Origin of the sequence: Alkalibacterium sp. MB6 (assembly GCF_009935905.1) — a bacterium.
Taxonomy (GTDB): domain Bacteria; phylum Bacillota; class Bacilli; order Lactobacillales; family Carnobacteriaceae_A; genus Alkalibacterium.
Genome location: NZ_PREX01000021.1, coordinates 14,193 through 38,152 on the forward strand (window position 1 = coordinate 14,193; position 23,960 = coordinate 38,152).

Consider the following 23,960-nt stretch of genomic DNA (forward strand, 5'->3'; position numbering starts at 1 on the left):
GAGTTGCCTAGATAGACCTCTTCTACGCAACTCGTTATATGTCTACAAGTCATGAACGTCCTTTATCAAAAAAGCCATATAAAGGAGAAGGTAATCCGTCACTTGAAGAGGATCATAGCCAGTGTACTTTTTTAGTTTGTTTAAATTATATTGGATGGAGTTTTTATGAATGAATAACTTATCAGCAGCCTTCGATATACTTTTGTTCATATTCCCATAAGTCAGGCAAATGTCTTTAAGAACACCGTACTCATTTTGAGGAATACCGCTTAAAATTTTCTCGACAAAAACGGAAGCATGACTCTTTTTCATTCCGGAAGCTAAAATGCTATAGTCCATGTTCTCAAATGTGTCGACAGGCACTTTAGAAAAGCGAGTATTCCAGTCCAGCGTTTCCAAAGCGAAAACAAAGGCATGTCTTGCTTCTGCTTCCGATTGACTGAGTGGACCCGTCGCAAAGTAAAAGGATTCTCCGAAAGCCTCTTTGATTTTCTCGGCTAACACATGTAGATAGTGACTAACGACATTTACAGATGAATGCTGCATAAAGACATAAAGCTTGTCGTCCACTATCATATAAAAGACATCAGAGGAAGGAAAGGAAAAATAATCCAGAATAGTGTATAACTCGTCTGAGTTTAACTCAATGCCATCTTTGAACTGTCCAACTGCACACAGGTGATTAGCGTCATAGTTATAATTGAAGCTAGTTAATTGCGCGTAATCACTATGATTTCCACCAAAAGGCAAGATGTGTTCCAAAATATATCTCGATCGGTTTCTTCGTTTCATACTAATATCTTTGGTAACATTTTCTTTAATCAGTATTTCAGTCATTTTCTTAATAATTTGACCATACTTTCCAACTGATTCAATGGTTCCAGTAATACCAATGACTCCCACAACGTCGTCTTCCAGTTGAATCGGCATATTTATGCCCTTTTTACTTCCTATGAATTGATCGTCGTATTCGATGATAAATGGCTTTTTATTCTTAATGACTTTTTCAGCACCGCCATGGAAATCACCAATACGTGTCTTATCCGTGCTGGCAATGATCACCGCTTGCTTATTCATAAAGTTAATCTCTTGAAAAATAATATCTTTCATTTGAACAACTATTTCTTGTGCAGTCGTCGCTGTTATATCCATATGCATACTCCTTCATGACCCTTAGTCTTCAAAACTTATTATAGTTGGTCTGTAGACCAAAAACAATAGAGTCATAATTGGTTTCCACGTCATGGAAAACGCATTCAATAACTAGTAATATAATAGATGCAAACACCAATAATTAGAGGAGGAAAAACATGGAGATTCAAGTGTCCGCTTTAGGAGCAGTTATAGGTTTACTTATATCAATCGGTCTTATTTTTATCAAAACGCCGCCATTTTACGGTTTATTAGTCGGTGCATTAGCAGGAGGACTAATCGGTGGAGCCAACTTGGCAGAAACGATTCAGTTAATGATCGGCGGAGCGCAAGGCATGATGACAGCTATTTTAAGAATATTAGCTGCCGGAATATTAGCGGGGGTCCTGATTGAGTCAGGTGCTGCCGAATCCATAGCCAGAACAATTATTAGTAAAATAGGAGAGACGCGAGCTTTATTTGCTTTAGCATTGGCTACCTTATTATTAACAGCTGTTGGTGTATTTATTGATATCGCTGTTATTACTGTAGCACCGATCGCTTTAATTATTGCTAAAAACGCAAAAATCAGCAAGACGGCAATTCTTTTAGCTATGATCGGTGGAGGTAAGGCAGGAAACATCATGTCACCTAACCCGAATGCTATTGCTGTGTCAGATGCATTCTCAGTCCCTTTGACATCTGTCATGTTAGCAGGAGTCATACCGGGTATTGTAGCCCTCTTTGTTACTTATTTTCTAGCCAAACGACTATCTTCAAAAGGGGTATTCATTGAAACAGATGATTTATCAGTCAGTGAAGATGTTGAAAAAGACTTACCAAGTTTCTTGACTTCAATAGCAGGACCGTTAGTTGCAGTGATCTTACTGTCATTGAGACCATTATTTGATATCGTCATTGATCCGATGGTTGCTTTACCAGTTGGTGGGATTTTAGGATCCATTATTATGGGCAAAGGGAAAGACATTATTAATCAAGTGAATTTCGGTTTAAGTAAAATGTCTAATGTTGCTGTGTTATTAATTGGTACCGGTTTAATTGCAGGTATTATTACAAATTCAACATTGGGTGACGTACTCATTGATGCTATTTCTGCATCTGGTTTGCCCGTTTATTTACTCGCTCCTATTTCAGGTATCGTGATGTCAGCTGCTACAGCTTCAACAACATCAGGATCCATTGTAGCTAGTTCAGTATTCAGCTCAGCTTTAATCGAATCGGGAACTGCAGCTTTAGGCGGAGCAGCTATGATTCACGCGGGAGCGACTGTACTCGATCACTTACCACACGGTTCGTTTTACCACGCAACAGGTGGAAGTGTGTTGATGGACTTTAAAGACAGACTGAAAATCATTCCTTATGAATCTTTAGTTGGTTTAGTCATTACGATTGTATCGGTTATTATTTTCGGCTTGTTCAATATAGGGTAAACACTTATTAATTGTTTCATGAAAGGATGTTAGTATGAATATTGTGATTGCTCCAGATTCATTTAAAGAAAGCATGACAGCGCTAGAAGCAGCGAACGCTATTGAAGAAGGGTTTAAAGCTATTTTGCCAGAAGCCACCTACGTCAAAGTACCTATGGCGGATGGGGGAGAAGGTACCGTTCAGTCGATTATTGATGCGACGGGAGGAGAAATGAAAAAAATGACGGTTACTGGGCCACTAAATACACCAGTCGAAGCCTTTTACGGTTTGTCAGGAGACAAAAAAATAGCCGTTATTGAAATGGCAGCATCTTCTGGTCTGGATAAAGTGAACCCGACCGATCGAAATCCGCTTAAAACAACAACCCTTGGATTTGGAGAATTAATTAAAGGCGCCCTAGATGAAGGGGTAAACGAAATTCTTTTAGGCATTGGAGGCAGTGCAACCAATGATGCAGGTGCTGGAATGATTATCAGTCTTGGCGGCAAATTATTGGATAAAAATGGTGAGTCAATCGAACCAACCGGTGAAGGTTTAGCAGAGTTAGAAACCATTGATGTCAGCGGCATGCATCCACGGATTAAAGAGGTTTCTTTCCGAGTGGCTTGTGATGTGGATAATCCATTAACAGGAGAAAACGGTGCATCATACATTTATGGCCCTCAAAAAGGCGGAACAGAAGAACAATTGGAACACCTTGATCAAAACTTGGCTCATTTTGCAAAAAAAGTGACGGAGTATTTAGAAAAAGATATTGAAAACGTACCTGGTGCAGGAGCAGCAGGTGGACTCGGTGGAGGCTTAATGGCCTTCTTGGATGCTCAACTTCAAAGAGGGGGAGACCTACTTGTTGAGATGCTCGACTTGGAAAACAAAATTAAAGAAGCCGATCTCGTCATTACTGGAGAAGGCGGCATCAATCACCAAACGATATTTGGGAAAACGCCCATCGCCGTCTCGAGAGTATCGAAGAAATATTCGGTACCCACTATAGCTCTGGCCGGTTGTCTAAATCAGGGATACGAAAACATCTATAATGAAGGGATTGCCGCTGCGTTTAGTATCATACCAGAATTCACACCCTTAGAAACAGCTTTGGAAAACGGCTATGAAAATTTAAGAGCAGTGGCGAAAAACGTTGCTTCGGTATATAAGTTATCGCATAACTAACTGTATATAACTCCCCTTTAACTGATTAAAGGGGAGTTTTTATGATAGAATGAGTCGAGAAATATGGAGTAGAATATAACGCAATGGAGAGTGAGTATGAATAAAAGTAAATGTGTTAGATTGTTGATGTTGATTTTTGCACTGACTTTAACAGGGTGTACGGCATTAGATGTTTTGCTTGAAGAAAATGTAAGCAACCAGGATAGTTACACTGAAGAACCTATATATAATGAAGAAAGTCAACAAGATGTCAAAGAAATAGAAGAAGATGAATTCTACTTTACACCTGAGGACGTCGCTCTTTATTTGTATACTTTTGATGAGCTGCCTTTGAATTACTTAACGAAAGAGGAAGCTAGAGAACTAGGTTGGGTAGCGAGCGAAGGGAATTTATGGGATGTCGCTGATGGCATGGTTATTGGAGGAGACTATTTTGGTAATAGAGAAGGTCTACTGCCAGAAGAACAAGGCAGAGATTACTATGAAGCTGACGTCAACTACTTTGGTGGATTCAGAGGTGCTGAGCGATTAGTCTATTCCGATGATGGCTTGATTTATTATACGGATGATCATTATGACAGCTTTACTTTGTTGTATGGGGAGGAGTAGAGAATGAGACTCATTAGATTAGATGGTAGTCAGATGACTGATAAAAAAGCCGCTCACACGTATTTACAGAAGCAATTGAATCTTAAGGGCTATGTCGGGCATAATTTGGATGCCTTGTTTGATGTACTGACAACGGTTAACGAACCAATGGAAATCATGATCATTCATAAAAAAGACATGACCAAGCAGTTGGGTGGGTATGCTGATAAAGTAATCAGAACATTTAAAGAGGCTACTACTCAAAACAGTTTGATTGTTTTCAAAATAATTTAAAAAGATCAATCATTCATTGGAGTGAATGATTGATCTTTTTTACTAACTCGCGTTGTTTAATCGGCTGAGTTGATAAACAAATGGATTTCTTTACTAACTCGCATTAATTAATCGACGGAGTTGGTAAACAAATGGTTTTCTATATCTACTTACCGACAATTATATATTGAGTTGGCAATAAAATAGCCTTAAGATTCTGATTTATCTGTCTCTTATTGGAGTATTTTTTTACTGAGTTCCATACGCATGGTTTTATTCGGATTTACCACTTGGCAAGTGTGTAAATCGCCAGCTAGCGACAATAACATGCCCGCTTGATTCATCGTTAAGGATGATGATTGAGTAATTAACTCCACCATGTTGTCTATAGCGACTTGGCTCGCATCTTCCATAGTTTCTCGTGAACCGAGCGTGACCCACAAGTCGTCGGTTTCAATTAAAGGTGTTGGAAAATTAAACTGTTTCACGACGTCTACGGTAACCTCGATTTCTCCAGCGACTTCCAAACCACTCCCCATGATTTCACCGTCGCCCATGGCAGCGTGCATATCGCCCATCGCCAAAAGAGCACCTTCTACATTGACCGGTAAATATAAAGTAGCGCCTTCTGTGACGCGAAGACAGTCCATATTTCCCCCGTGATCATGTGGTGTCCCGGTATTCACCCCTTCTCCAGGAGCTGCCGTCCCAATGACTCCGATCATTTTTTTCAAAGGTAGGGTGAGCCCTTTATAGGTTACCGAATCGTCGTGAATATCACATATAACCGTTTCTTCTTTTTCGATTCTATCAGATAACATGCCCAAACCAGGAGCAGTAACCACGACCCCCGTTTTTTCTAACGTTATCTTATTAATGGTGACCTTTAGTGTATCGCCAGGCTGAGCCCCTTTGACAAAAAGAGGACCGGTAGCCGGGTTGACTTTACTGAAGTCAATTGAACTAACCACGTCTTCACTTGATTTAACTGTATTGGAAAAACAATCCATTGTTTCAAAGACAACGGTTGACCCACTGTCAACGGTTAATACCGGCTCGTTCTTTCCGCTCATATTAAAAACAACTTTATCTTTTGCTAATCTCATCTTCTCTTTCTCCCCTCATGATTGATTAATTTCAATTATGGCCTTAAATAGTATGGATGTCAAAGGGTGGCTTTCGGGCCTTTTCAAGAGAATATAAAAGCTTCGATAAAATGATACCGTTAACATCGCTGTAAGATTTGAAAGATTTGAAATATTTGGCAATTTGGAATATAGTGAGAGTGTAACCACTTACAAGTGGTCTACATATTAAAAGGAGGAAGAAAAATGTCTGATAAGAAAAACTTTTTCTACAAAGGTTTACTGATGGTTTCTGCAGCAGGGTTACTGGCAGCTTGTGGTAATGAGGGCGATATACCGGGAACAGATGGGACAGCGGACAACGGTGGCGACACAAACGGTAACGGCGGCAGAGAAGAGGTCAACTTATCGATTATGCAGGGTAAAGTTGAATTTAACAGTCAATTTAATGATTTGGCTCAAATGTATATGGACGAGAATCCTAATGTTAATATCGAAATTACCTCAGTAGGTGGGGGAACGGATTACTTTACACAATTAACAACACGTTTTGGTGCAGGCGATGAACCAGCCATTTTTAGTGTGGCTGGACCGAATGAGATGGAACAAATGTCTGAATACATGGCGGACTTATCTGATACGGATGCGGCCGAAGCTGCACTTGAAGGGATGCTTGACTCCGTTACTCAAGACGATGGATCAGTATCTGCTTTACCATATAACTTAGAAGGTTACGGCTATATTTATAATAAAGAAGTTTTTGATGCTGCTGGCATCGACGCAGAGGCGATTTCAACCTACGAAGATTTGGAAGAAGCGGTTCAAACAATTGATAGCCAACTGGATGATTTAGGTATTCGAGCCGTCTTTGCTTTACCAGGAGCAGAAGGTTGGGTTATGGGTGACCATTTAGCTAACGTCTATTTAACGACTGAATTTAATGAAGATGTTATGGAAGCATACCAAGCAGAAACATTAACATTTGAAAACGGGGATGAATTCCAAAGAATGCTTGATTTACAGGCAGAGTACTCTATTACGCCTATTTTGAGTTTGGATTATTCTCAACAAGTTGAAGAATACTTCTCACTTGGACAAGTGGCGATGATTCAGCAGGGGAACTGGGTGTATCCAACCTTGGAACAAATGGATCCAGAATTTGCTGAAAATGGTGTGGGTATGATTCCTATTCCACTTGAAGGCCATGAAGGCAAACTACCTGTTGGTATCCCTAATTACTGGGCAGTCAATAGCAACAATGATGATGCAACCGTACAGGCTGCTAAAGACTTCTTAGACTGGATGTATCTTTCAGATGAAGGAAAAGAGTTCGTTATTAATGAATTCAACTTCATTCCTGCTTATGAAGGGTATGAAGATATGGAAATCGGTGACCCATTATCTCAAGTGGTCTATGACTACTCTCAAAGTGGAGACACACTAGGATGGGTATTTAACGGTTATCCAACAGGCTTTACAAATAATGAATTTGGACCTAATCTCCAAGCTTACTTGGGTGGAGAAATGACTTGGGATGAAATGATTGAAAATTCCATTCAAGCATGGGAATCACTTCAATAATAATGTCTAAGGAACAGGGCCCTATTCAGTTAGATGAAAAGGCCCTGTTTTATCTTTTAAATAGGTCTAATAGAAAGGAAAGAGGTTTATGAAGAACAAAGAATTGAGTTTCTGGTTGTTTATCACGCCAGTTCTCCTCAGTTTAGCCATTGTTGTTTTAATTCCGGGCGTCATGGGATTATTCTATTCTTTCACTGACTGGAACGGTTTAACTTTTAACAACTTTATCGGTTTAGAGCATTACAGACGCATCTTTCAGGACACGCAATTTGGGCGATCCTTACTCTTTACATTTGTTTTCGCTTTAGTCTGTATTGTGGCATTAAACGTTATCGGACTAGGACTCGCATTACTCGTGACCAGCAAATTAAAGTCTAGAAATATTTTGCGGACCATTTTCTTCATGCCTAACTTAATTGGTGGGTTGATTCTTGGGTTCATTTGGCAGTTTATTTTTATTCGAGTGTTCTCCAACTTAGGAACCTTAATTGGTGTGGAAGCATTGATGGGATGGCTGTCGACTCCTGCGACAGGCTTTTGGGGCTTAGTTATCTTAACGGTTTGGCAGCAAGCCGGTTACATTATGATTATTTACATCGCTTATTTACAAGGGATTCCAAAAGAATTATTGGAGTCGGCAGATATTGACGGGGCAACACCTGGTCAAAAATTCCGACACATTATTTTCCCTTTGTTAGCGCCGGGCTTTACGGTGTCTATGTTCTTGACCTTGTCTAGTTCGTTTAAAATTTACGATCAGAACTTGTCATTAACTGGTGGCGGACCCTATAATTCCACGCAAATGGTTGCGATGAATATTGTGGATACAGCCTTCTCAAGTAACCAGATGGCTTATGGTCAATCGAAAGCCGTTATATTCTTTATCATCGTCGCCACATTCTCGCTTTCACAAGTGTATTTTAATAAGAAAAGAGAGGTGGATTTATAATGAAACGTAACAAATCCACTATTGTTTTAGAAATATTTGCCATTTTACTCGCTTTATTTTGGCTATCTCCTTTTTACTTGATGTTGGTGAACAGTTTTAAAACGCCACGTGAGATTTTTGCCAGCGTGTTAACTCCTCCGACTCAATTGAACTGGGCCAACTACCAACAGGCTTTTGAAGATTTGAACTTCATACGGTCATTTTTTAACTCAATCATTATTACGTTGGCCAGTGTGTTAATTATTATTTTATTTTCATCCATGGCCGGTTATGCTTTAGCTAGAAATAAGAGTCGATTGAGTAACTTCTTACTCTTATTATTCGTGGCAGCCATGTTGATTCCCTTCCAGTCAGTTATGATTCCAGTGACCTCCTTATTCGGACAGGCCCAAATGCTGAACCGAATTGGCTTGATGATTATGTATTTAGGATTCGGCTGTAGTTTGGCTATCTTCCTTTATCATGGAGCGATGACGAGGGTATCGATTTCGATGGATGAAGCGGCGATTATGGATGGAGCCAACAAGTTCCAAATCTTTTGGAAAATTGTCTTCCCATTATTAAGTCCGATTTCAGTGACTGTAGCTATTTTAAACGTCATTTGGATTTGGAATGACTACTTGCTGCCGTCACTTGTGTTAAGCAGACGTAGCGAAACGATTCCTATTCGTATGTTTTATTTCTTCGGGCAATACACGCGTCAATGGCACTTGGCTTTGGCAGGCTTGACCATTGCCATTATTCCGGTTATCATTTTCTACTTTAGTGCCCAAAAGAGTATTGTAGAAGGGGTAACGGAAGGTGCGGTTAAATAAATGTAGTAAAGGAGAGTCACAAGGGTGAGTGAAAAACTGTATACCTATTTAATAGACGGATCTAAAATCATTCTTAACTTTCTACTATTTAATGCCTTGTGGCTCTTATTAACTAGTCCAGTGCTTGTAGTCGGATTGCAAATCATACTTTCTGAATCTTTTGATAGTTTATACGTACTGCTTCCGCTATTCATACTAGTGTTACCATTATTCTTCTTTCCAGCTACGCAAGCGCTGTTTAATACGATGAGAGAATTAATCGTACAGGACGAATGGATGCCAGTCTCCTTGTTTTTCAAGGAATATAAAAGTCGTTTTAAAGACAGTCTGCTGTCAGGTGTGCTAGCGACAGGATGGTTCGTTGGTCTAGGCTTATTGCTGTATGTCTGTTGGCAAATGAGTCTGATATTCAGCGTGGTCGTTTTAGTATTCATTTTATATTGTCTACTTGTTCTGATGTGTTATTTCTTTATAGCAGCTCACTACCGGATGAATTTGAAATGGATTTGGAAGCAGTCCTTTGTCTTTTGTGCAGCTCATCCAGTTCTCAGCTTCGTAATATTTATGACTAATGTGCTTTTACTCTATATCATTTGGGATATACAACCACTACTATTTACTTTATTTGCAGCTACTGTCAGCACCTATGTGACTGTTTATGTCTTAATCAAAAAAGTGAATCAACTGAAAAAGAAGAGAACAGCCTACAAACCAGTAAAGGATAAGGATGGGATCTGATGAAACAGAATGGGAATTGTATCCAAGGTGACCGTTACCGATTTATAGTGATAAAAGAGTCAATTTTAAGAATGGAATATTCAGAGACTGGTCACTTTGAAGATAGACCAACTCGAGTCATAAAAAATAGAGACCTTGGAGAAACGGCATTTGAGATAAAAGAAACGGCAGATACCGTAGAAATTATAACAGATACCTTTCATATGCTTTATACGAAGGAAGAACCTTTTTCACCAAAGACCCTTCATATAGATGTTAGATACAACTTTTCAAATTACACTAACCGATGGTACTTTGGGCAACACATTGATACGTTGAAAGGGTCGTTAAGAACATTGGATAGAGTGAATGGGGAGGCGCCGCTCGAAGAAAGTATCATCTCCCGATTTGGCTATGCCACTTTAAATGACTCGAAATCCTTTGTATTTGATGAAGAAGACAACATTATAGTGAAAGAAGACACCCATACAGATGTTTACTTTTTTGCTCACGGGCGTAACTATAGGGAAGCAATCAAAGATTTTTATCGACTATCTGGTTTCCCGCCGAAACTGCCTCGATTTGCTTTAGGAAATTGGTGGAGCCGTTATTGGGCTTATACTGAGGAAAGCTACTTGACTCTCATGGACCGATTCAAGCAGGAAAATCTTCCACTCGCAGTCAGTGTTATTGATATGGATTGGCACTTAACTAATATTCCGTCCACTTATGGTAGTGGGTGGACCGGTTATACATGGAACCGTGATCTCTTTCCTGACCCGAAAAGTTTCTTGAAACAGTTAGAGGAACGAGGACTAGCTATTACATTAAATGTCCACCCAGCTGATGGGATTCGTGGTTTTGAAGAGCAGTACGAAAGGGTAGCAGAACGGTTGAATCTGAATCAGAATATTGAAGAGCCTGCGCAATTTGATTTGATGAATACAGCGTTTCGTGAGGCGTACTTTGAAGAGGTCCATCACCCGCTTGAAGAGATGGGCGTTGACTTCTGGTGGATTGACTGGCAACAAGGTGAATTTAGTCGAAGTGACATTGATTCCTTGTGGTTACTCAATCACTATCATTTTAAAGATAATGAAAAACGACATACGGATGGTTTAATTTTATCAAGATATGCTGGACCAGGAAGTCACCGCTACCCCATAGGCTTTTCTGGGGACGCCATGACTACATGGGAATCCTTAGCATTTCAACCTTATTTGACAGCGACTTCATCTAATATAGGCTACACTTGGTGGAGCCATGATATAGGTGGGCATTATAAAGGCAGTAAAGATGAAGAATTGGTTTTACGCTGGTTTCAGTTTGGCGTATTTAGTCCAATCAATCGCTTGCACAGTACGAAAAACTCGTTTTCCAGTAAAGAACCTTGGCTTTATAGTGATTCAATAAGGAAAAATATGGGGGACTTCTTAAGATTGAGACATGCGCTAATCCCTTACTTGTATACGGCAAATATATTGACTCACGAAGAAGGCATCCCATTGGTACAGCCAATCTATTACGAGCATCCTTTTGAGGAGAAGGCTTACGAAATAAGGAACGAATATTACTTTGGTAATGAATTACTCGTTCTACCTATTACTAGAAAAAAAGACAATGAAACCTTATATGGGAGTGAATTGATTTACTTACCAGAAGGGAATTGGTTTGATGTGTTCACTAATTTCCGTTATAAAGGCGGATCGGTCCTTCAAATTTTCAGAGAAGAAACGGCTATGCCTGTTTTTGCAAAAGAAGGAAGTATTATTCCTTTAGATGCTCAACCAACTAAGACGAAGGCAACTGAATTACCAGAAGTTTTGGAGTGGCATCTTTATCCAGGAGCCTCTCATTCTTATGACTTGATAGAAGATAGAGGAGAAGATAGGGTAACGACAACGTTAACCATCGATAGAGATAATAAAAAAGTGTCGATAAAACTAGATGGGGATAAGAGTGTCTTACCTGAGAACCGAAGTCACATCATTCATTTTGATGCATCGACTCTAGTAAAATTGACGGATACTAACAATGTAACCATTGTAGATGAAGTATTTGACCCGTCTCTCAACCGAACCAGCATCACTCTTCAACCCAAACAGTCAGTTGAAACGATTAGCTTGGAGTTTGATAACTTTGATATCATCGAAAAACAAGATATCACTCAAGAAGTATTTAAGAGGTTGGATAAAGCGCAAGTCGAGTATGAATTAAAAGAAGATATATTTGCAACTTTTATCAGATCAAAATCTGAACTCAGTTTGATGGCTATGATTAATGAATTAAATGTCGAACAATTAAGTCGCTCACTGTTTGAACTGCTTTATATCAAGCATAGTTAAAGGTTTTCAGACACCTGTCAGGAACTCGATGATAGGTGTCTTTATTTTGTTCAAATTTAGAGTAAAAATAGTCGTTATTTTAAAAGTTTTAATGTCAAGTCAGTCGTCCTTTGGTATAATTGCCTTAGAATGTATAAATATTAAATTAAATCAACATAATAGTGACTTTATTAAATGAGGATAATAGTCTGATGGAGAGGACAACGTATGAAAGCAGATAAGAATATTAGTCGCAAATGGACACTGTTTCTGAGTTTTTTGCTTGTTATCGTTGTTCTGTCTGGATGCTCAGTGGAAACAGATGAGGAGTATTCTGAGACGATTCAAAGTGGATTAGAAGCAATAGTGAATGAAGACTATGCTGAAGCAAAAGAGTATTTTGAATTAGCTGTTGAACAGTGGCCGGATAGAGATGAAGCTCATTTACTTTTGGAGCAATCAAAAACATTTAACAAAGCATTTGTCTTACATAAAATCGGTGATTTTACCGAAGCCAGACAAGAAGCAGAGCTGGCAGCCAAGTTTAAAGGTGGAACAGAATTGTTAAAAGATAGGGCTTGGGAATTGATGGTCACTATAGAAACGACCTATCAAGAGGCCAGCTATTATCAAGAACTTTATAATGAAGCTAAACAACTCTTAGAACAGAATAATGTAGAAGAAGCACAAGAACGTGTGTCAGAATTACTAGCAAATAAACAGTTAAATCACCCTTTTTTCACTAGCTTGAAAGAAGCAACCGCCTCTTTACAGACATCTATCGAAAACTCTCTGGGCGTGTCTTCTATGACTGTATCAGTTATGGACGAGGAATTAAGTGGATCCGTTGAAGAGGACTCATCTATCTTAAATACCTCACCGGCAGATAGAATGATTATTCCTCCTTTAACGATGAGCATCAATGAATACCGCGAGCAAGCCTGGTTTGGGAAGGACGAGGATCCTGATTATTCATATGAGAAGGCCTTATCTATCCTATCTGAAGTGGTTGGGCCGGAAACAGAAGCCTTCGTTTATAGTGGAGATGGCCATGTGTATATCGATGAACATGCTCGGCGTTATTATGTCGTCTGGAGAGAAAGTAGCGCCAACACTTTCGAAACAACGAATGCATCGGACGAGAAACAGACTGCTTATTTAGTATTTGATGACTTCACTGTAGAAGAACAAGATTAAGAGAGTACCTAAAAAGGGTACTCTTTTTTGTTATTTAGTGTGCCTAACATGACTTAAAAGCTTAAATACCATGGCAGATGGTTAACTATGTTAAACTAAACGTAGTATTTAGGTTAATTAACGATGGAGGGTGAATAGGTATGAAGGAAGAATGGACGGAATTTGAAAAAAGGGAAGGGTTAAAATCTCAATTGTTAGAAGAAGAGGCTCGTAAAAGAGGGTACCCTGTTGAGCGATTGACTTTCGATAAACTAATCGTCATTATAAAAGGGAAACCGATGATGTTTAAAGATATGAATGGACCCTTTTCTTCTATAGCTATCAATGAGATTGTGGATGATAAACACTTAACGAGACAGTTACTTAAACAAACAGATGTCTCTGTTCCTGATTCAAAGTACATTAAGATTGATGACGTTGATTCGTTTATAACATTTGCCAACACCATAGTTTATCCGGTTGTATTGAAGCCAAATAACCTCTCCAGAGGACAAGGGGTCTATACTCATATTGATAGTGATGAAACATTAAAAGAAAAGTTAGCGTTACTAGAAGCGTTAATCGGAGACTCAAAAGCCAAACTACTAATAGAAAAGCAGTTTATCGGTTTTGACTTCCGTTTTTTCATCGTTGACGGTCAGGTTTTAGCTGTAACAAAACGAGCTAGAGCAAATGTTACAGGAGATGGTAAGAAAACGGTACTAGAATTAATTCATGAAAAAAATGAATTAAGAAAAAAAGATCGCGATCTTCAATTCTTCTTAATTCCCACCGATCCATCATCGCTAAAAAAATTATACAGAGAAGGCAATTCATTAGAATACGTTCCTGAAGCCGGTCAACAGCTTGACATTCGGGATGAGTCTAATATTGCTAGCGGGGGAGAAGGTATTGATTTTACTGATACGGCTCATGAAGAGTACAAACAATTAGCCATTAAAGCAGTAAATGCCATTCCGGGCATACATTATGCAGGGGTCGATGTCATCGCAAAAGATATTACTCAAAAACCAACTAAGGATAATTATGTTATCACCGAAGTGGAATTCAGCCCTGGACCGGTTAGTATGTTTCCTTGGAAAGGCCAACCACGAGATATGGCAGGACCCATTCTTGACTTTTACGAGAAACACTTAAACCGACTTGATTTTTAACTAGAGAAGCTATCCAAATGGGTAGCTTTTTTGCTTTTAATGAGGGACTTAGCACCCTCCTTCAAACTGACAGTATGATAAAATTAATTAACGTTTAATCAAAAGGTGGGAGGTAGTCAATATGTTTGAAGAAAAAGTAGTGAGTGTAGAGGAATTTGAAGCAAAAAAACAAGCTTGGGAAGAAATAGAAGGATTGAAGTCCCGTGTCATCGAAGCAGAGGCAGAAAAAAGAGGGTATCAAACAAGACGCCTCAGTTTTGATACAATGATTATAACGATTAATAACAAAGACTTGTTGTTTCGAGATATGAATGGTCCCTTATCCTCTTCTGCCATGAACCTGCTTATAGATGACAAACACTTATGCCGTGTGTTAGTTAAAGAAGCGGGCCTTTCTGTTCCAGAATCCAAAGATACTCGACTCACAGAAGTGGCGCAATTCTTAGCGTTTGCCGAAACAGTGGGTTATCCCATTGTATTAAAACCAAATGACTTGTCCCGTGGCATGGGCGTCTTTACAAACATATTCAATGAAAAAGATTTAAGGAATCGTTTAAGAAAACTGACTAACCTCATTGGCATAGATACCGAAAAAGTATTGGTGGAAAAACAATTTATAGGTGAAGACTATCGCTTTTTCGTGGTAGATGAACAAGTTGTTGCCTGCACCAAACGTGCACGGGCCAATGTCGTTGGGGATGGCAAGCAGACGATTCGTCAACTCATAGACGAGAAAAATAAAGGCCGTTTAAAGAATATGGCAATGAAAATTACCCAATCCCTACTGATGTTAAGAGTCTTAATCGATTGACTCCTCAAGGGCTTACGTTAGAAGATGTGCCAAAAAAAGGAGTGAAAGTGATCTTAAGAGAGGAATCAAATATTGCTAATGGTGGAGAAAGTATTGATTACACGGAGAGTTGTCACCCAGGATTCAAAGACATTGCTTTAAAAGCAATAAAAGCCATCCCGGGCTTGCGTTACGCCGGACTCGATATAATTGCTGAAGATATTACGCAGGCACCTACTAATGACAACTATGTTCCTACGGAAATAGAGTTTAGTCCAGGACCAGTAAGCATGTTTCCTTGGATAGGGGAGCCTATCGACATGGCGGGTCCTATTTTAGATTTTTACAAGCAAGAATTAAAATACTTATGAGCAGCCTTACAATCGTCTGAGTAAAGCCGTATAATAGATATATTGATAAATAGAGTTTGCTTCAGTAAATATTTAGCTAAAAAGACAGTTAGGAGAATGAGTGTTGCAAAATAGGAGTAAGATGCACTGGATTGTTATGCTGACCTTGTGCGGGGTGGCAATTAGTGCAGTAGGTTTACCCGTTATGACCAATGGTGTTTTTATTCAACCCATAGCAGATGATCTAGGCGTTTACCGTGGAACGGTATCTATGCACAATACATTGACTTTGTTGCTCAAGGCAATTATGTCTTTATATGTCCCTGCGCTAATTAGACGGTTTACCTTTAAAAAGCTGATGACGGTAGGGGTTATCCTTGCTGGTGTGTCCAACTATTTACTTGGATGGACCGATCAGATATGGGTATTTAATATACTAGGGATCCTCCGAGGTATCGGAGCAGGTATGTTAGCCTGGGTCCCTTTAACGATTGTCATTAATGAGTGGTTCAGAGAAAAGCATGGGTTAGTCACTAGTATTGTATTAAGTTTCAGTAGTATTGCTGGAGCTGTTTTCTCTCCACTATTTACATCACTTATCCAAACAATGGGCTGGGCACCCGTTTATAGATTAATGGGAATCTTAATGATTCTTTTCTCACTGCCCATTATTTTGATTCCTTTTTCATTAGATCCAAGAGAAAGTGGCTATTTGCCTTATGGCGCACCAGATGAATCATCGGGGACCACAGAGAAGCAGCGTCAGGTGATTTCAAGACAAGAGGCGAAAGACGTTTCAGGATGGCTTTTCTCCCTTTTATTTATCTTCACTTTATTCCAAACGATGCTGATCGGCGTCCCTCAACATTTCCCTGGGTTTGCGGCTACTCTATCTCAACCAGCTGAAGTGGGAGCAACCATGTTATCCATTGCTATGGTAAGCAGTATTATCTTTAAATTAGGCCTAGGTTATATTAGTGACAAAGTAGGACCAGTCAAAAGTTCAATCATTATTTTATCATTAATAGGCTTGTCTAGTATTATTTTAGTAGCGACGACAAACGTCCCTATTTTATACGTGGGATCGGGTCTCTTTGGAGCTATTTATGCTATTCCATCCGTTAGTGTCACCTTACTAACGAAAGAGTTCTTTGGTCGTTATCATTTTATTCGTTTGTATCCGATACTGGCCTTCTCAACGAGTTTAGGCGGTGCCGTGTCACTATCGGTTGTTGGTTTCATTTACGACTTTACAGGCTCATATGTCCCAGCCTTTATCAGTGCCCTTATCATCAATGTGGCAAATATTATCATTTTACTTTATATGAAAAAGAAACTAGGTAGTCGTTAAGTTAACAAGTGTTTAAAAAGAAATAAAGAAGGAGCTATTCCAATGAAGAACAATCATTATTTTACAGCCAATGATGGATCCTTGTTGCCAGCCATTGCTTTGGGAACGGTCGGAATGAAAGGTGCAGCAGGAGTGAATGGTGTGCTGTAAGCTGTTCACAATGGTTACCGTTTAATTGATACGTCAACCAATTATAATAATGAAGGGATGGTAGGAGAAGCGATTAGGCGATCGTCTCTTCCCCGTGAGGAATTTCTTGTTAGTACAAAATTACCTGGTGCTGCTCATCAATATGATAAAACCATTTTAATGATTCAAGAATCTCTTTACCGTATGGGTCTTGACTACTTTGACAAGTATCTTATTCACTAGCCACTTCCAAAACAGGATCAATACGTTGAGGCTTGGCAGGCACTAGTCGATGCACAAAAATTTGGACTGATTAAAACAATTGGTGTGTCCAACTTTTTAGAAGAGCATTTAACACGCATCATTGATGAAACGGGCGTAACGCCGGCGACGAATCAAATCGAACGCCATCCATACTTTAACAACAAAGAGTTAGTGAAAACCAACCAAGAACTGGGAATCATTACGGAAGCATGGAGTCCTTTCGGTCGAAAAATTAACGACGTGATTAGTCATGAGACGATTCAAGAGATAGCCAACACGCACGGAAAAACTCCTGCACAAGTTATTTTAAGGTGGAATATCGAAAATGATGTCTTGAGTGTGGTGAAATCCTCAACGCCTAAACATCAAATAGACAATCTAAATGTATTTGACTTCGAGTTAACACAGGAAGATAGAGAACGAATCGATGCACTAGACAAACCAGATGGTCGTATTCAAGACCAACACCCGAATGAGTATGAAGAATTTGATTGATATTTAATAGACGTGAGATGAAGAAGGGAAGAGGTCGTACTAAAAATGACTTCAAACCAATCTTCATCTTTTCTTTTTTGTAGGGTATACTAAATGTACATAAAAAAGTGTGAGAGATGAAAGGTGTGAAGGAATGGATTTTTATTTAACCCAAAAGTTACGAAAAAGATTTATTAAAACTGAAAAAGTGATGGGGCAGTCAATTGAGGATGCTCAGTTAATTGAAAAGACTGAAACAAAGACAGATCCATTTTATCACTGGCATGGAACGCTATCAGAAATAGGGCACGATGAACTATTTATCTTTACGCACAACACGACAGGGATGACTCTCACGTTTTTAAATCTGGTTGAAGATGAATTAATTGAATTTATTGACTTATTCGAAGAAGGGTTGACCCAGTTGCTGTCGCGATTTGGTTTCCCTGAACACGCCATCAATCAATACACTCAATCGATTGCTGGTCATAGACTGACTAAAGCAACAGATATGAAAAAAATCGGGAAAAAATCAATCGTTCACGCTACATTAGGTCGGTTTACTCATCTGATTGATGAACATGGACTAGCAAACATTCGTGAGTTAAGGAGATTTGTCAGAACTCGTGGGGCTGAACATAATTTGCCTAGCATGAAGATAATAAACTCTGTTTTGCGGTCGCATACTGGATTGATTAGATTGTATTTCGATGCTGTTTATCAAGAAAGGAAATATGGTCGAGGCGATTTTGACAAAGAAACAGGCGAATTAAAATGACAAAAAAAAGGAGGTAGATTGAATGATTACTAGAGAAGATGAGGCGAATTTCCCCGATTTTAAAACAGTGTTGGAAGCAAAACAATATTTTAGAAAACGCTATGGTAAAAGTTATCGTGAAGGTGACCGTGAGCGATTAGACGAAAATCATATTTGCTATTTTGACGAAGTTGATTATCAACCCGTTCAAATTTCTGTTTTTGATGATGGATCGGTTTTAGTTCATGTGGTTTATTGAGATAAAAAAGATATTCAACAAACGGGCCATTTAGTTGAAGATGGAGATCTCTTAACTTAAATTAAGATAGTCTTGAAACATATTAAGGATAACCGTAAATCTGGAGGTATAACATTGAAACCAATAAAGTTAAACGATTCTACAACAACATTTTTATCTACCTATAAGCTTTTTGAAGGAGATGAAATTCAGCAAGTCCAATTACAGCATCGATTAGACTTAGTAAAGGAATTCGGGATAAAGAAAGGTATGAGTATATTAGAAATTGGCTGTGGTCAAGGCGATACAACGGTAGCATTAGCGGACGCAGTGGGGGAAGATGGAAAGGTTGTCGGAATTGATATTGCCAGTCGAAATTATGGAGAACCTTTGACTTTGGGACAGGCAACAGACTTGATTAAAAAGTCTGTATTGGGAGAACGCATTACATTTAATTTTGAAACGGATTTTGACGCATTTGATTCAAACGAAGTATTTGATATAGCAGTGTTATCCCACAGTTCTTGGTATTTCAAAAGTTCCGAGGAGTTATTCCGTTATTTTAAGAAACTGCGAAAAGTGGCTAAACGTATATGCTTTGCGGAATGGGATCTTGACTTTATAGACATAACCCAGCGTGCCCATTTTTGTGCAGCTTCCATTTTGGCCTTGTACTCTAACTTCGTAAACAATGATGGAAATATTCAAACCTTGTTTCACAAAGTACAAATTCAAGAGTTGCTTGAAAAGGCAAATTTCCATATCGAAAAGCAAAGTACCGTCAATGCTATGTATTTGCAGGATGCAGAGTGGGAAAAAGGTTATGCGAATAGTATTCGTAAAGAGTTCAACGAATCTCCCCAAAGAATACAATCAATGGTCAACTGTTACTATGAACTGATGAATGGCTCAAATGACAATGTGCAATCATTAAATAGTTTCATCATATGTGCAAGATGATTTAATTAATAAAAGCCTGTAAACTCAGGATTGATGCGACATTAAGTTGACTTCTACCTATTACACAAAAGGGCGCGATTGCGGAAGATCGGAAGGAGCTGGGAATAAACTATTAGGAGTACCTAAATAATCATAAAAACACGAACAGTCATCCTTAAAGAGCGGTGGGACCGTTCTGAGCCAAGGTCTCAGAACTAGCTTTACTACTCTCTTAGTACGCATCATAGATGCTACAAAGAGATGTACGTAAAGTCGTCCTTTTACACCGCTAATGATGATTGTTCGTGTTTTTTTAGCCTACTTGATTTAATGAGACTTATTTCCCAGTCCCTTTTTTATTTTTTCTTCGGCCAAAAGTGAAACTTGCTGCAGAAGAAAAAACGTGGCAATTGTCAACGGTAAATGTCTGACTGGAGCGCCAGCGGAAGGAATTTAAGGAGTTGACAATTTCGCTATACCCGAACCCTCTTGGCTCGTCAAAAGGCAACACCTTTTGACCTGCCAACCGGCGAGGGAGCCCCCTCAAAAAGTGAGGGGGTTGGGGGAGCTTTTTGGAGGGGGTTAAGGGAGAACTTCTCCCTTGCGGTGTGGCAGCGCCACGGTCTTTTCTTTTCATGCGAAAGCATGCGGCGGTAGCCGAATAGCCCCCTGGCAAGGCACACCTTTACGCATGTAAAGTATAGCGTGTTATACTTTACATGGAAGTTGACCGAAAACAGGTACACCTTTGTACCCGAAAAATTGGGGCTGATATAGATGAGTTTTGCTATCTGCAGAATGCAAAAAATGAAATCACATGACTTAAAAGGAATCCAATTTCACAATCAAAGAGAACGTGAAAGTAAAACGAATTCCGATATTGATAAAGAGCGTTCACATGAAAATTATGATTTCGTAAACGATGAAAATATTGATTATAACGAGCGAGTAAAAGAGATTATTGAATCGCAAAAAACAGGATCGAGGAAAACCCGAAAAGATGCAGTGCTGGTAAATGAGTTGCTCGTAACGTCGGACCGAGATTTTTTTGAGCGACTAGATCCAGTTGAGCAAAAACGATTTTTTGAAGAAAGTTTTAAATTATTTTCAGAGAGATATGGTGAGCAAAATATTGCTTATGCGACTGTTCATAATGACGAAAAAACGCCCCATTTACATATCGGAGTCGTGCCAATGCGTGACGGCAAACTTCAAGGGAAAAACGTTTTTAATCGTGCTGAATTACTTTGGATGCAGGATAAATTTCCAGAGCATATGCAGAAGCTTGGCTTTGATTTGGAACGTGGGGAAAAAGGTTCTGACCGTCAACATATCGAAACCACCAAATATAAAAAGCAGACATTGGAAAAAGAAATTGATTTTCTAGAAAAAAATATTGTGACCAAAAAAGATGAATTGACTGCATTCATCGGGAAAGTGGAATCTGATTTAACCGTTCCAGCGAAGCGGCAAACGAAAAATGTTGAAGTGTCAACTGGTAAAAAAAAATTTATTTGGCAAGGAAAAAACAAAAACGGTAAAAAAACCAACTGAAAATGTTATTATTTCGCGAACTGATTATAAAAATTTGTCGCTGCTGCACAGGATAATGAAAAGTTGAAAATCCATTTAAAACAGGTACTGAATACTGATATGGCTAAAGAAAATAGGGGTTTACGTGAAAACCATGAAGTGCTGAGAGGAAAATACAATGATCTTGTTCACCGATTCAATGGAATGGTGGAGGATCATAACGAGTTGGTTCAAGAAAATAAATCGTTAAAAGCTCGTGTGAGCGATTTGAAGCGAGAAATCGGTTTTGTATATAAAAGTGCTAAAGATTTTTTAGAAGAGCGTATAAGCGGTCTGAGCGCCTTCAGAAGCGCTTTTAAAGATTTAGTAGATAAAGTAAAGGAGAAAACTCCTGGAAGCGAATTTGAGCGGTTACACAAGCGTGAGCGACGTCTTGAACAGAATCGGGAAATGGAAAGATGAAAAATGCCTGTAAAGGTGTTTTTCATCTTTTTGTTTTGGGTTTTATTTTTGGGTTTTTGGGTCTTGGTTTTTGGGTGGGAGCGGAAAAAAGGGGGGACTACTACGACCCCCCCTTTAAGTGCCGAGTGCCAATTTCGGCGGAAAAGTCGCACGAAGCCAGGTGGGGCAAGGGTTTGTGGCGGCGAGTTTTCGGGTTTTGTATGGTTTTTGTTGCATTCAATGCGTAGTTTAGTTACACTCAAATTAAGCGATTGGGTAACTCCCAATAATCTATGAAAAACTATGTTTTTCAAAACTCTCGTTGCTCTTCTGATGATTCCTGTCGATCAAGGTAATATAATCCAATCAATGTCTGGATTAAATAGCTTTATAACAGACCCAGTAAAGCAACGAGAAGTATAAGAAGGCATGTTTAAAAAACTTCGTTTTTTGAAGTTTTTCGAGATATGTAAAATCAGTTATACAATATTAGTCCTGGTACTGTAGAACACTGTTCCCGAAAGATAATAAACGGATCCACTTGTCGGGCATTGTTTTCGCATCATCATGGACAAATGGGATCCTCACAGGAACTTCGCCATCTAATGACTGATGCGGACGCAGAAAGTTGAAACAGGCAGTAAAGCAGGCAACGTGAGCACGTGCACCGTTTTGCGATTTAAATCCATGGGTTCCACGGTAATTCCCTTTATAAGTCCGGTTCAAGCGTTCAATAATTTGTTTAAGTGGGCGATACTGTCTAGAGATCTCATCTTGGTTGGTTAAGCCTATGACCTGAGTGATATCGAAGTTCAAATCATGTTGGGCTAGGAAATGCTGCGCCAGTTTATAAATGGGGTTCCCATCAACGATGAGGTTCAAATCCTCAGGGATTTCACTGGCTATATAGTGGTCAAGCACATCATGAATGGCCCTGATTGCTAATTCAGTATTGCGTTTGTCAGACACTCTTTGGGATAAGATGATTTTATTCTTTGCATCGAAGAAGTAACAGATATAGTGCCATTTTTTCCCGACACGGATGTAGGTCTCGTCTCCACAAATCTGATCAGAAAGATCATAGGGGTAATGTTGCGTAAGGGTATAAAGTTGAGCCCCTGCTGCTGCCGCATAGTTTAATATCGTCTGTCTTCCAATCTTTACTCCATGTATGTCGTAGATTAACGCGGCTACCTTGGGTGCAGGCAGTCCGTAATTAACGTGGTAGGTCAGAATCTCACCTAATAATCGAGGTGAGGCATGAATGCGATTTAAGTCAACTGGCGATTCAATCAGTCCATAGGACTTGATGTCTTCGAGGTTAAGATGAAACTGGCGGTAGACATATCGTAACTTTAAGTAATACGGAGCGACGTTTTAAAGTTCCTTTTGCTCATCGCTCAACTGATTTAATGCCTGAAGATAATAAGGACAGGTGTTGTTTTTACACTTATAGATGTCGAATTCGGACCGTTGTTTAATCTTCTCAAGACACTTTTCACAGTGAGGACATTTGAGAATGACATCTTTAGAATAACGATTTTTTTCGCTAAATAAAGTAGAACAAATCTTACACTGGTACTGTCCGAGAGTCCCGTTATTCTTATAGAGATAGTCTTGGGGCGCATTACATTTGGCACAACGTATATTTTTGAAGAAGACTTGTATCGCCGAATGGGCTTGATCGGTTTACCTGAGTTTAAAGCTTGTTTTAGCAGACTTTTATAGTCCACCCGTTCAACTTTTACAACTTTCGGTGGATCATCAAGGGTCAATTTGTTGTAATCAAGATCTGTGATATCGGTCCCTTTAGATGGTCGATCTCCCTCATCTTCCAGCCAGGCAATATAATCATTCAAAAGTTGAATTAAATTGTTCTGCCACTTGATTTTATTAACTAAATACATGATAATCTGAAGTAGATTAGGCATCTCTTTTCACTCCTTAAGTGATGAATGTTTGTTTTGGTGAACTTCATTTTATCAGATTAAGGGGGGAAGAGGTGCCTTTTTGCATTTCAATTGATAGAGCAACGATAGTTGCATTAAAATAGCACGAAAAAACAAAAAAATTGGTAAGTACTAGCGATTGTTAGGAGGTTATGAAATGGAAAAAAAGAAAAAAAGATTAACGATTACTTTGGCGGAATCTGTACTAGATGACCTAGAAAAAATGGCTAAAGAAAAAGGTCTATCTAAATCCGCATTAATCACAATTGCTCTAGGAGAATATAAGAAAGGGCAAAAATGGGCATAAAA

General features: G+C 39.1%; 25 protein-coding genes and 1 pseudogene. 21 read left to right on the forward strand and 5 right to left on the reverse strand.

The annotated features are described in order from the left end of the window. Nucleotides 1-42: 42 nt before the first annotated feature. Entirely contained in the window at nucleotides 43-1,152 is a 1,110-nt protein-coding gene (locus C3945_RS08670) for a CdaR family transcriptional regulator (RefSeq protein ID WP_161879306.1), read from the reverse strand. A 158-nt stretch (nucleotides 1,153-1,310) separates the two neighbouring features. On the opposite strand from C3945_RS08670, the gene C3945_RS08675 reads away from it, so the two are divergent. From C3945_RS08675 to C3945_RS08690, 4 genes are all read left to right on the forward strand, one after another. Continuing rightward, nucleotides 1,311-2,582: a GntP family permease gene (locus C3945_RS08675; RefSeq protein WP_161879307.1), complete on the forward strand. Its 1,272-nt coding sequence runs from the start codon at nucleotides 1,311-1,313 to the stop codon at nucleotides 2,580-2,582. 34 nt (nucleotides 2,583-2,616) lie between these two features. Beyond that, nucleotides 2,617-3,753 carry a glycerate kinase gene (locus C3945_RS08680; protein WP_161879308.1) on the forward strand — a complete coding sequence of 379 codons (1,137 nt, stop codon included), beginning with the start codon at nucleotides 2,617-2,619 and terminating at the stop codon, nucleotides 3,751-3,753. Nucleotides 3,754-3,849: 96 nt separating this feature from the next. Then, on the forward strand, nucleotides 3,850-4,362 hold the full coding sequence (locus C3945_RS08685) for a ribonuclease domain-containing protein (protein ID WP_161879309.1): 513 nt from the start codon (nucleotides 3,850-3,852) through the stop codon (nucleotides 4,360-4,362). Between the two features lie 3 nt (nucleotides 4,363-4,365). After that, nucleotides 4,366-4,635, forward strand: coding sequence for a barstar family protein (locus C3945_RS08690; protein ID WP_161879310.1), 270 nt, complete (start codon nucleotides 4,366-4,368; stop codon nucleotides 4,633-4,635). Between the two features lie 212 nt (nucleotides 4,636-4,847). Here the strand turns inward: C3945_RS08690 and C3945_RS08695 are convergent, their stop codons facing one another. Further along, nucleotides 4,848-5,720 (reverse strand): acetamidase/formamidase family protein, encoded by an 873-nt coding sequence (locus tag C3945_RS08695; RefSeq protein WP_161879311.1) that lies wholly within the window; start codon nucleotides 5,718-5,720, stop codon nucleotides 4,848-4,850. 225 nt (nucleotides 5,721-5,945) lie between these two features. Here C3945_RS08695 and C3945_RS08700 point away from each other — a divergent pair, with 225 nt between their 5' ends. The 14 genes and pseudogenes from C3945_RS08700 (at nucleotide 5,946) to C3945_RS08765 (ending at nucleotide 19,749) form a co-directional block, all read left to right on the forward strand. Continuing rightward, on the forward strand, nucleotides 5,946-7,280 hold the full coding sequence (locus C3945_RS08700) for an ABC transporter substrate-binding protein (protein WP_161879312.1): 1,335 nt from the start codon (nucleotides 5,946-5,948) through the stop codon (nucleotides 7,278-7,280). Nucleotides 7,281-7,368: 88 nt separating this feature from the next. Beyond that, nucleotides 7,369-8,229 (forward strand): carbohydrate ABC transporter permease, encoded by an 861-nt coding sequence (locus C3945_RS08705; RefSeq protein WP_161879313.1) that lies wholly within the window; start codon nucleotides 7,369-7,371, stop codon nucleotides 8,227-8,229. Further along, on the forward strand, nucleotides 8,229-9,044 hold the full coding sequence (locus C3945_RS08710; protein WP_161879314.1) for a carbohydrate ABC transporter permease: 816 nt from the start codon (nucleotides 8,229-8,231) through the stop codon (nucleotides 9,042-9,044). Before C3945_RS08705 ends, C3945_RS08710 begins: the two co-directional genes overlap by 1 nt. A 24-nt stretch (nucleotides 9,045-9,068) precedes the next feature. Then, nucleotides 9,069-9,782 carry a DUF624 domain-containing protein gene (locus C3945_RS08715; RefSeq protein ID WP_161879315.1) on the forward strand — a complete coding sequence of 238 codons (714 nt, stop codon included), beginning with the start codon at nucleotides 9,069-9,071 and terminating at the stop codon, nucleotides 9,780-9,782. Then, a complete protein-coding gene (locus C3945_RS08720; RefSeq protein WP_161879316.1) occupies nucleotides 9,782-12,106 on the forward strand; it encodes a glycoside hydrolase family 31 protein in 2,325 nt (774 codons plus the stop codon). Before C3945_RS08715 ends, C3945_RS08720 begins: the two co-directional genes overlap by 1 nt. A gap of 207 nt (nucleotides 12,107-12,313) precedes the next feature. Beyond that, nucleotides 12,314-13,282: a hypothetical protein gene (locus tag C3945_RS08725; protein ID WP_161879317.1), complete on the forward strand. Its 969-nt coding sequence runs from the start codon at nucleotides 12,314-12,316 to the stop codon at nucleotides 13,280-13,282. Between the two features lie 140 nt (nucleotides 13,283-13,422). Next, entirely contained in the window at nucleotides 13,423-14,436 is a 1,014-nt protein-coding gene (locus C3945_RS08730; protein ID WP_161879318.1) for an ATP-binding protein, read from the forward strand. Between the two features lie 121 nt (nucleotides 14,437-14,557). Next, nucleotides 14,558-15,247, forward strand: coding sequence for an ATP-binding protein (locus C3945_RS08735; RefSeq protein ID WP_161879319.1), 690 nt, complete (start codon nucleotides 14,558-14,560; stop codon nucleotides 15,245-15,247). Then, nucleotides 15,244-15,597, forward strand: a complete 354-nt coding sequence (locus C3945_RS08740) for a hypothetical protein (protein WP_161879320.1) — start codon at nucleotides 15,244-15,246, stop codon at nucleotides 15,595-15,597. Before C3945_RS08735 ends, C3945_RS08740 begins: the two co-directional genes overlap by 4 nt. A gap of 103 nt (nucleotides 15,598-15,700) precedes the next feature. After that, complete coding sequence (locus C3945_RS08745) at nucleotides 15,701-16,927, forward strand: MFS transporter (RefSeq protein WP_161879321.1); 1,227 nt, start codon at nucleotides 15,701-15,703, stop codon at nucleotides 16,925-16,927. A gap of 42 nt (nucleotides 16,928-16,969) precedes the next feature. Next, nucleotides 16,970-17,815: pseudogene (locus tag C3945_RS08750) on the forward strand (aldo/keto reductase). A gap of 133 nt (nucleotides 17,816-17,948) precedes the next feature. After that, nucleotides 17,949-18,572 (forward strand): DUF6933 domain-containing protein, encoded by a 624-nt coding sequence (locus tag C3945_RS11970; protein WP_237585525.1) that lies wholly within the window; start codon nucleotides 17,949-17,951, stop codon nucleotides 18,570-18,572. Nucleotides 18,573-18,594: 22 nt separating this feature from the next. After that, on the forward strand, nucleotides 18,595-18,810 hold the full coding sequence (locus tag C3945_RS08760) for a hypothetical protein (protein WP_161879322.1): 216 nt from the start codon (nucleotides 18,595-18,597) through the stop codon (nucleotides 18,808-18,810). 114 nt (nucleotides 18,811-18,924) lie between these two features. Further along, nucleotides 18,925-19,749: a class I SAM-dependent methyltransferase gene (locus C3945_RS08765; protein ID WP_161879323.1), complete on the forward strand. Its 825-nt coding sequence runs from the start codon at nucleotides 18,925-18,927 to the stop codon at nucleotides 19,747-19,749. A 316-nt stretch (nucleotides 19,750-20,065) separates the two neighbouring features. On the opposite strand, the gene C3945_RS08770 is transcribed toward C3945_RS08765, so the two are convergent. Then, nucleotides 20,066-20,254, reverse strand: a complete 189-nt coding sequence (locus C3945_RS08770; protein ID WP_161879324.1) for a hypothetical protein — start codon at nucleotides 20,252-20,254, stop codon at nucleotides 20,066-20,068. A gap of 251 nt (nucleotides 20,255-20,505) precedes the next feature. Here C3945_RS08770 and mobV point away from each other — a divergent pair, with 251 nt between their 5' ends. Together mobV and C3945_RS12135 are read left to right on the forward strand one after the other, a co-directional pair. Beyond that, nucleotides 20,506-21,282 (forward strand): MobV family relaxase, encoded by a 777-nt coding sequence (mobV, locus tag C3945_RS08775; protein ID WP_442862170.1) that lies wholly within the window; start codon nucleotides 20,506-20,508, stop codon nucleotides 21,280-21,282. 63 nt (nucleotides 21,283-21,345) lie between these two features. Beyond that, the gene (locus C3945_RS12135; protein ID WP_442862171.1) at nucleotides 21,346-21,723 is read left to right on the forward strand and encodes a hypothetical protein; all 378 of its coding nucleotides are present in this window, start codon (nucleotides 21,346-21,348) and stop codon (nucleotides 21,721-21,723) included. A gap of 468 nt (nucleotides 21,724-22,191) precedes the next feature. On the opposite strand, the gene C3945_RS08780 is transcribed toward C3945_RS12135, so the two are convergent. Together C3945_RS08780 and C3945_RS08785 are read right to left on the reverse strand one after the other, a co-directional pair. Next, the gene (locus C3945_RS08780) at nucleotides 22,192-23,013 is read right to left on the reverse strand and encodes a DDE-type integrase/transposase/recombinase (RefSeq protein WP_161879335.1); all 822 of its coding nucleotides are present in this window, start codon (nucleotides 23,011-23,013) and stop codon (nucleotides 22,192-22,194) included. Between the two features lie 98 nt (nucleotides 23,014-23,111). After that, entirely contained in the window at nucleotides 23,112-23,633 is a 522-nt protein-coding gene (locus C3945_RS08785) for a hypothetical protein (protein WP_161879325.1), read from the reverse strand. Nucleotides 23,634-23,808: 175 nt separating this feature from the next. Between C3945_RS08785 and C3945_RS08790 the strand changes: the two genes are divergently transcribed. Beyond that, nucleotides 23,809-23,958, forward strand: coding sequence for a CopG family transcriptional regulator (locus C3945_RS08790; protein WP_061385309.1), 150 nt, complete (start codon nucleotides 23,809-23,811; stop codon nucleotides 23,956-23,958). Nucleotides 23,959-23,960 lie beyond the last annotated feature (2 nt).

Bases quoted from the DNA above. Each gene is read 5' to 3' on its own strand.
- C3945_RS08670 (WP_161879306.1), bottom strand. From the start codon at position 1,152: ATGGATATAACAGCGACGACTGCACAAGAAATAGTTGTTCAAATGAAA.
- C3945_RS08675 (WP_161879307.1), top strand. From the start codon at position 1,311: ATGGAGATTCAAGTGTCCGCTTTAGGAGCAGTTATAGGTTTACTTATA.
- C3945_RS08680 (WP_161879308.1), top strand. From the start codon at position 2,617: ATGAATATTGTGATTGCTCCAGATTCATTTAAAGAAAGCATGACAGCG.
- C3945_RS08685 (WP_161879309.1), top strand. From the start codon at position 3,850: ATGAATAAAAGTAAATGTGTTAGATTGTTGATGTTGATTTTTGCACTG.
- C3945_RS08690 (WP_161879310.1), top strand. From the start codon at position 4,366: ATGAGACTCATTAGATTAGATGGTAGTCAGATGACTGATAAAAAAGCC.
- C3945_RS08695 (WP_161879311.1), bottom strand. From the start codon at position 5,720: ATGAGATTAGCAAAAGATAAAGTTGTTTTTAATATGAGCGGAAAGAAC.
- C3945_RS08700 (WP_161879312.1), top strand. From the start codon at position 5,946: ATGTCTGATAAGAAAAACTTTTTCTACAAAGGTTTACTGATGGTTTCT.
- C3945_RS08705 (WP_161879313.1), top strand. From the start codon at position 7,369: ATGAAGAACAAAGAATTGAGTTTCTGGTTGTTTATCACGCCAGTTCTC.
- C3945_RS08710 (WP_161879314.1), top strand. From the start codon at position 8,229: ATGAAACGTAACAAATCCACTATTGTTTTAGAAATATTTGCCATTTTA.
- C3945_RS08720 (WP_161879316.1), top strand. From the start codon at position 9,782: ATGAAACAGAATGGGAATTGTATCCAAGGTGACCGTTACCGATTTATA.
- C3945_RS08725 (WP_161879317.1), top strand. From the start codon at position 12,314: ATGAAAGCAGATAAGAATATTAGTCGCAAATGGACACTGTTTCTGAGT.
- C3945_RS08730 (WP_161879318.1), top strand. From the start codon at position 13,423: ATGAAGGAAGAATGGACGGAATTTGAAAAAAGGGAAGGGTTAAAATCT.
- C3945_RS08735 (WP_161879319.1), top strand. From the start codon at position 14,558: ATGTTTGAAGAAAAAGTAGTGAGTGTAGAGGAATTTGAAGCAAAAAAA.
- C3945_RS11970 (WP_237585525.1), top strand. From the start codon at position 17,949: ATGGATTTTTATTTAACCCAAAAGTTACGAAAAAGATTTATTAAAACT.
- C3945_RS08760 (WP_161879322.1), top strand. From the start codon at position 18,595: ATGATTACTAGAGAAGATGAGGCGAATTTCCCCGATTTTAAAACAGTG.
- mobV (WP_442862170.1), top strand. From the start codon at position 20,506: ATGAGTTTTGCTATCTGCAGAATGCAAAAAATGAAATCACATGACTTA.
- C3945_RS08785 (WP_161879325.1), bottom strand. From the start codon at position 23,633: ATGCCTAATCTACTTCAGATTATCATGTATTTAGTTAATAAAATCAAG.
- C3945_RS08790 (WP_061385309.1), top strand. From the start codon at position 23,809: ATGGAAAAAAAGAAAAAAAGATTAACGATTACTTTGGCGGAATCTGTA.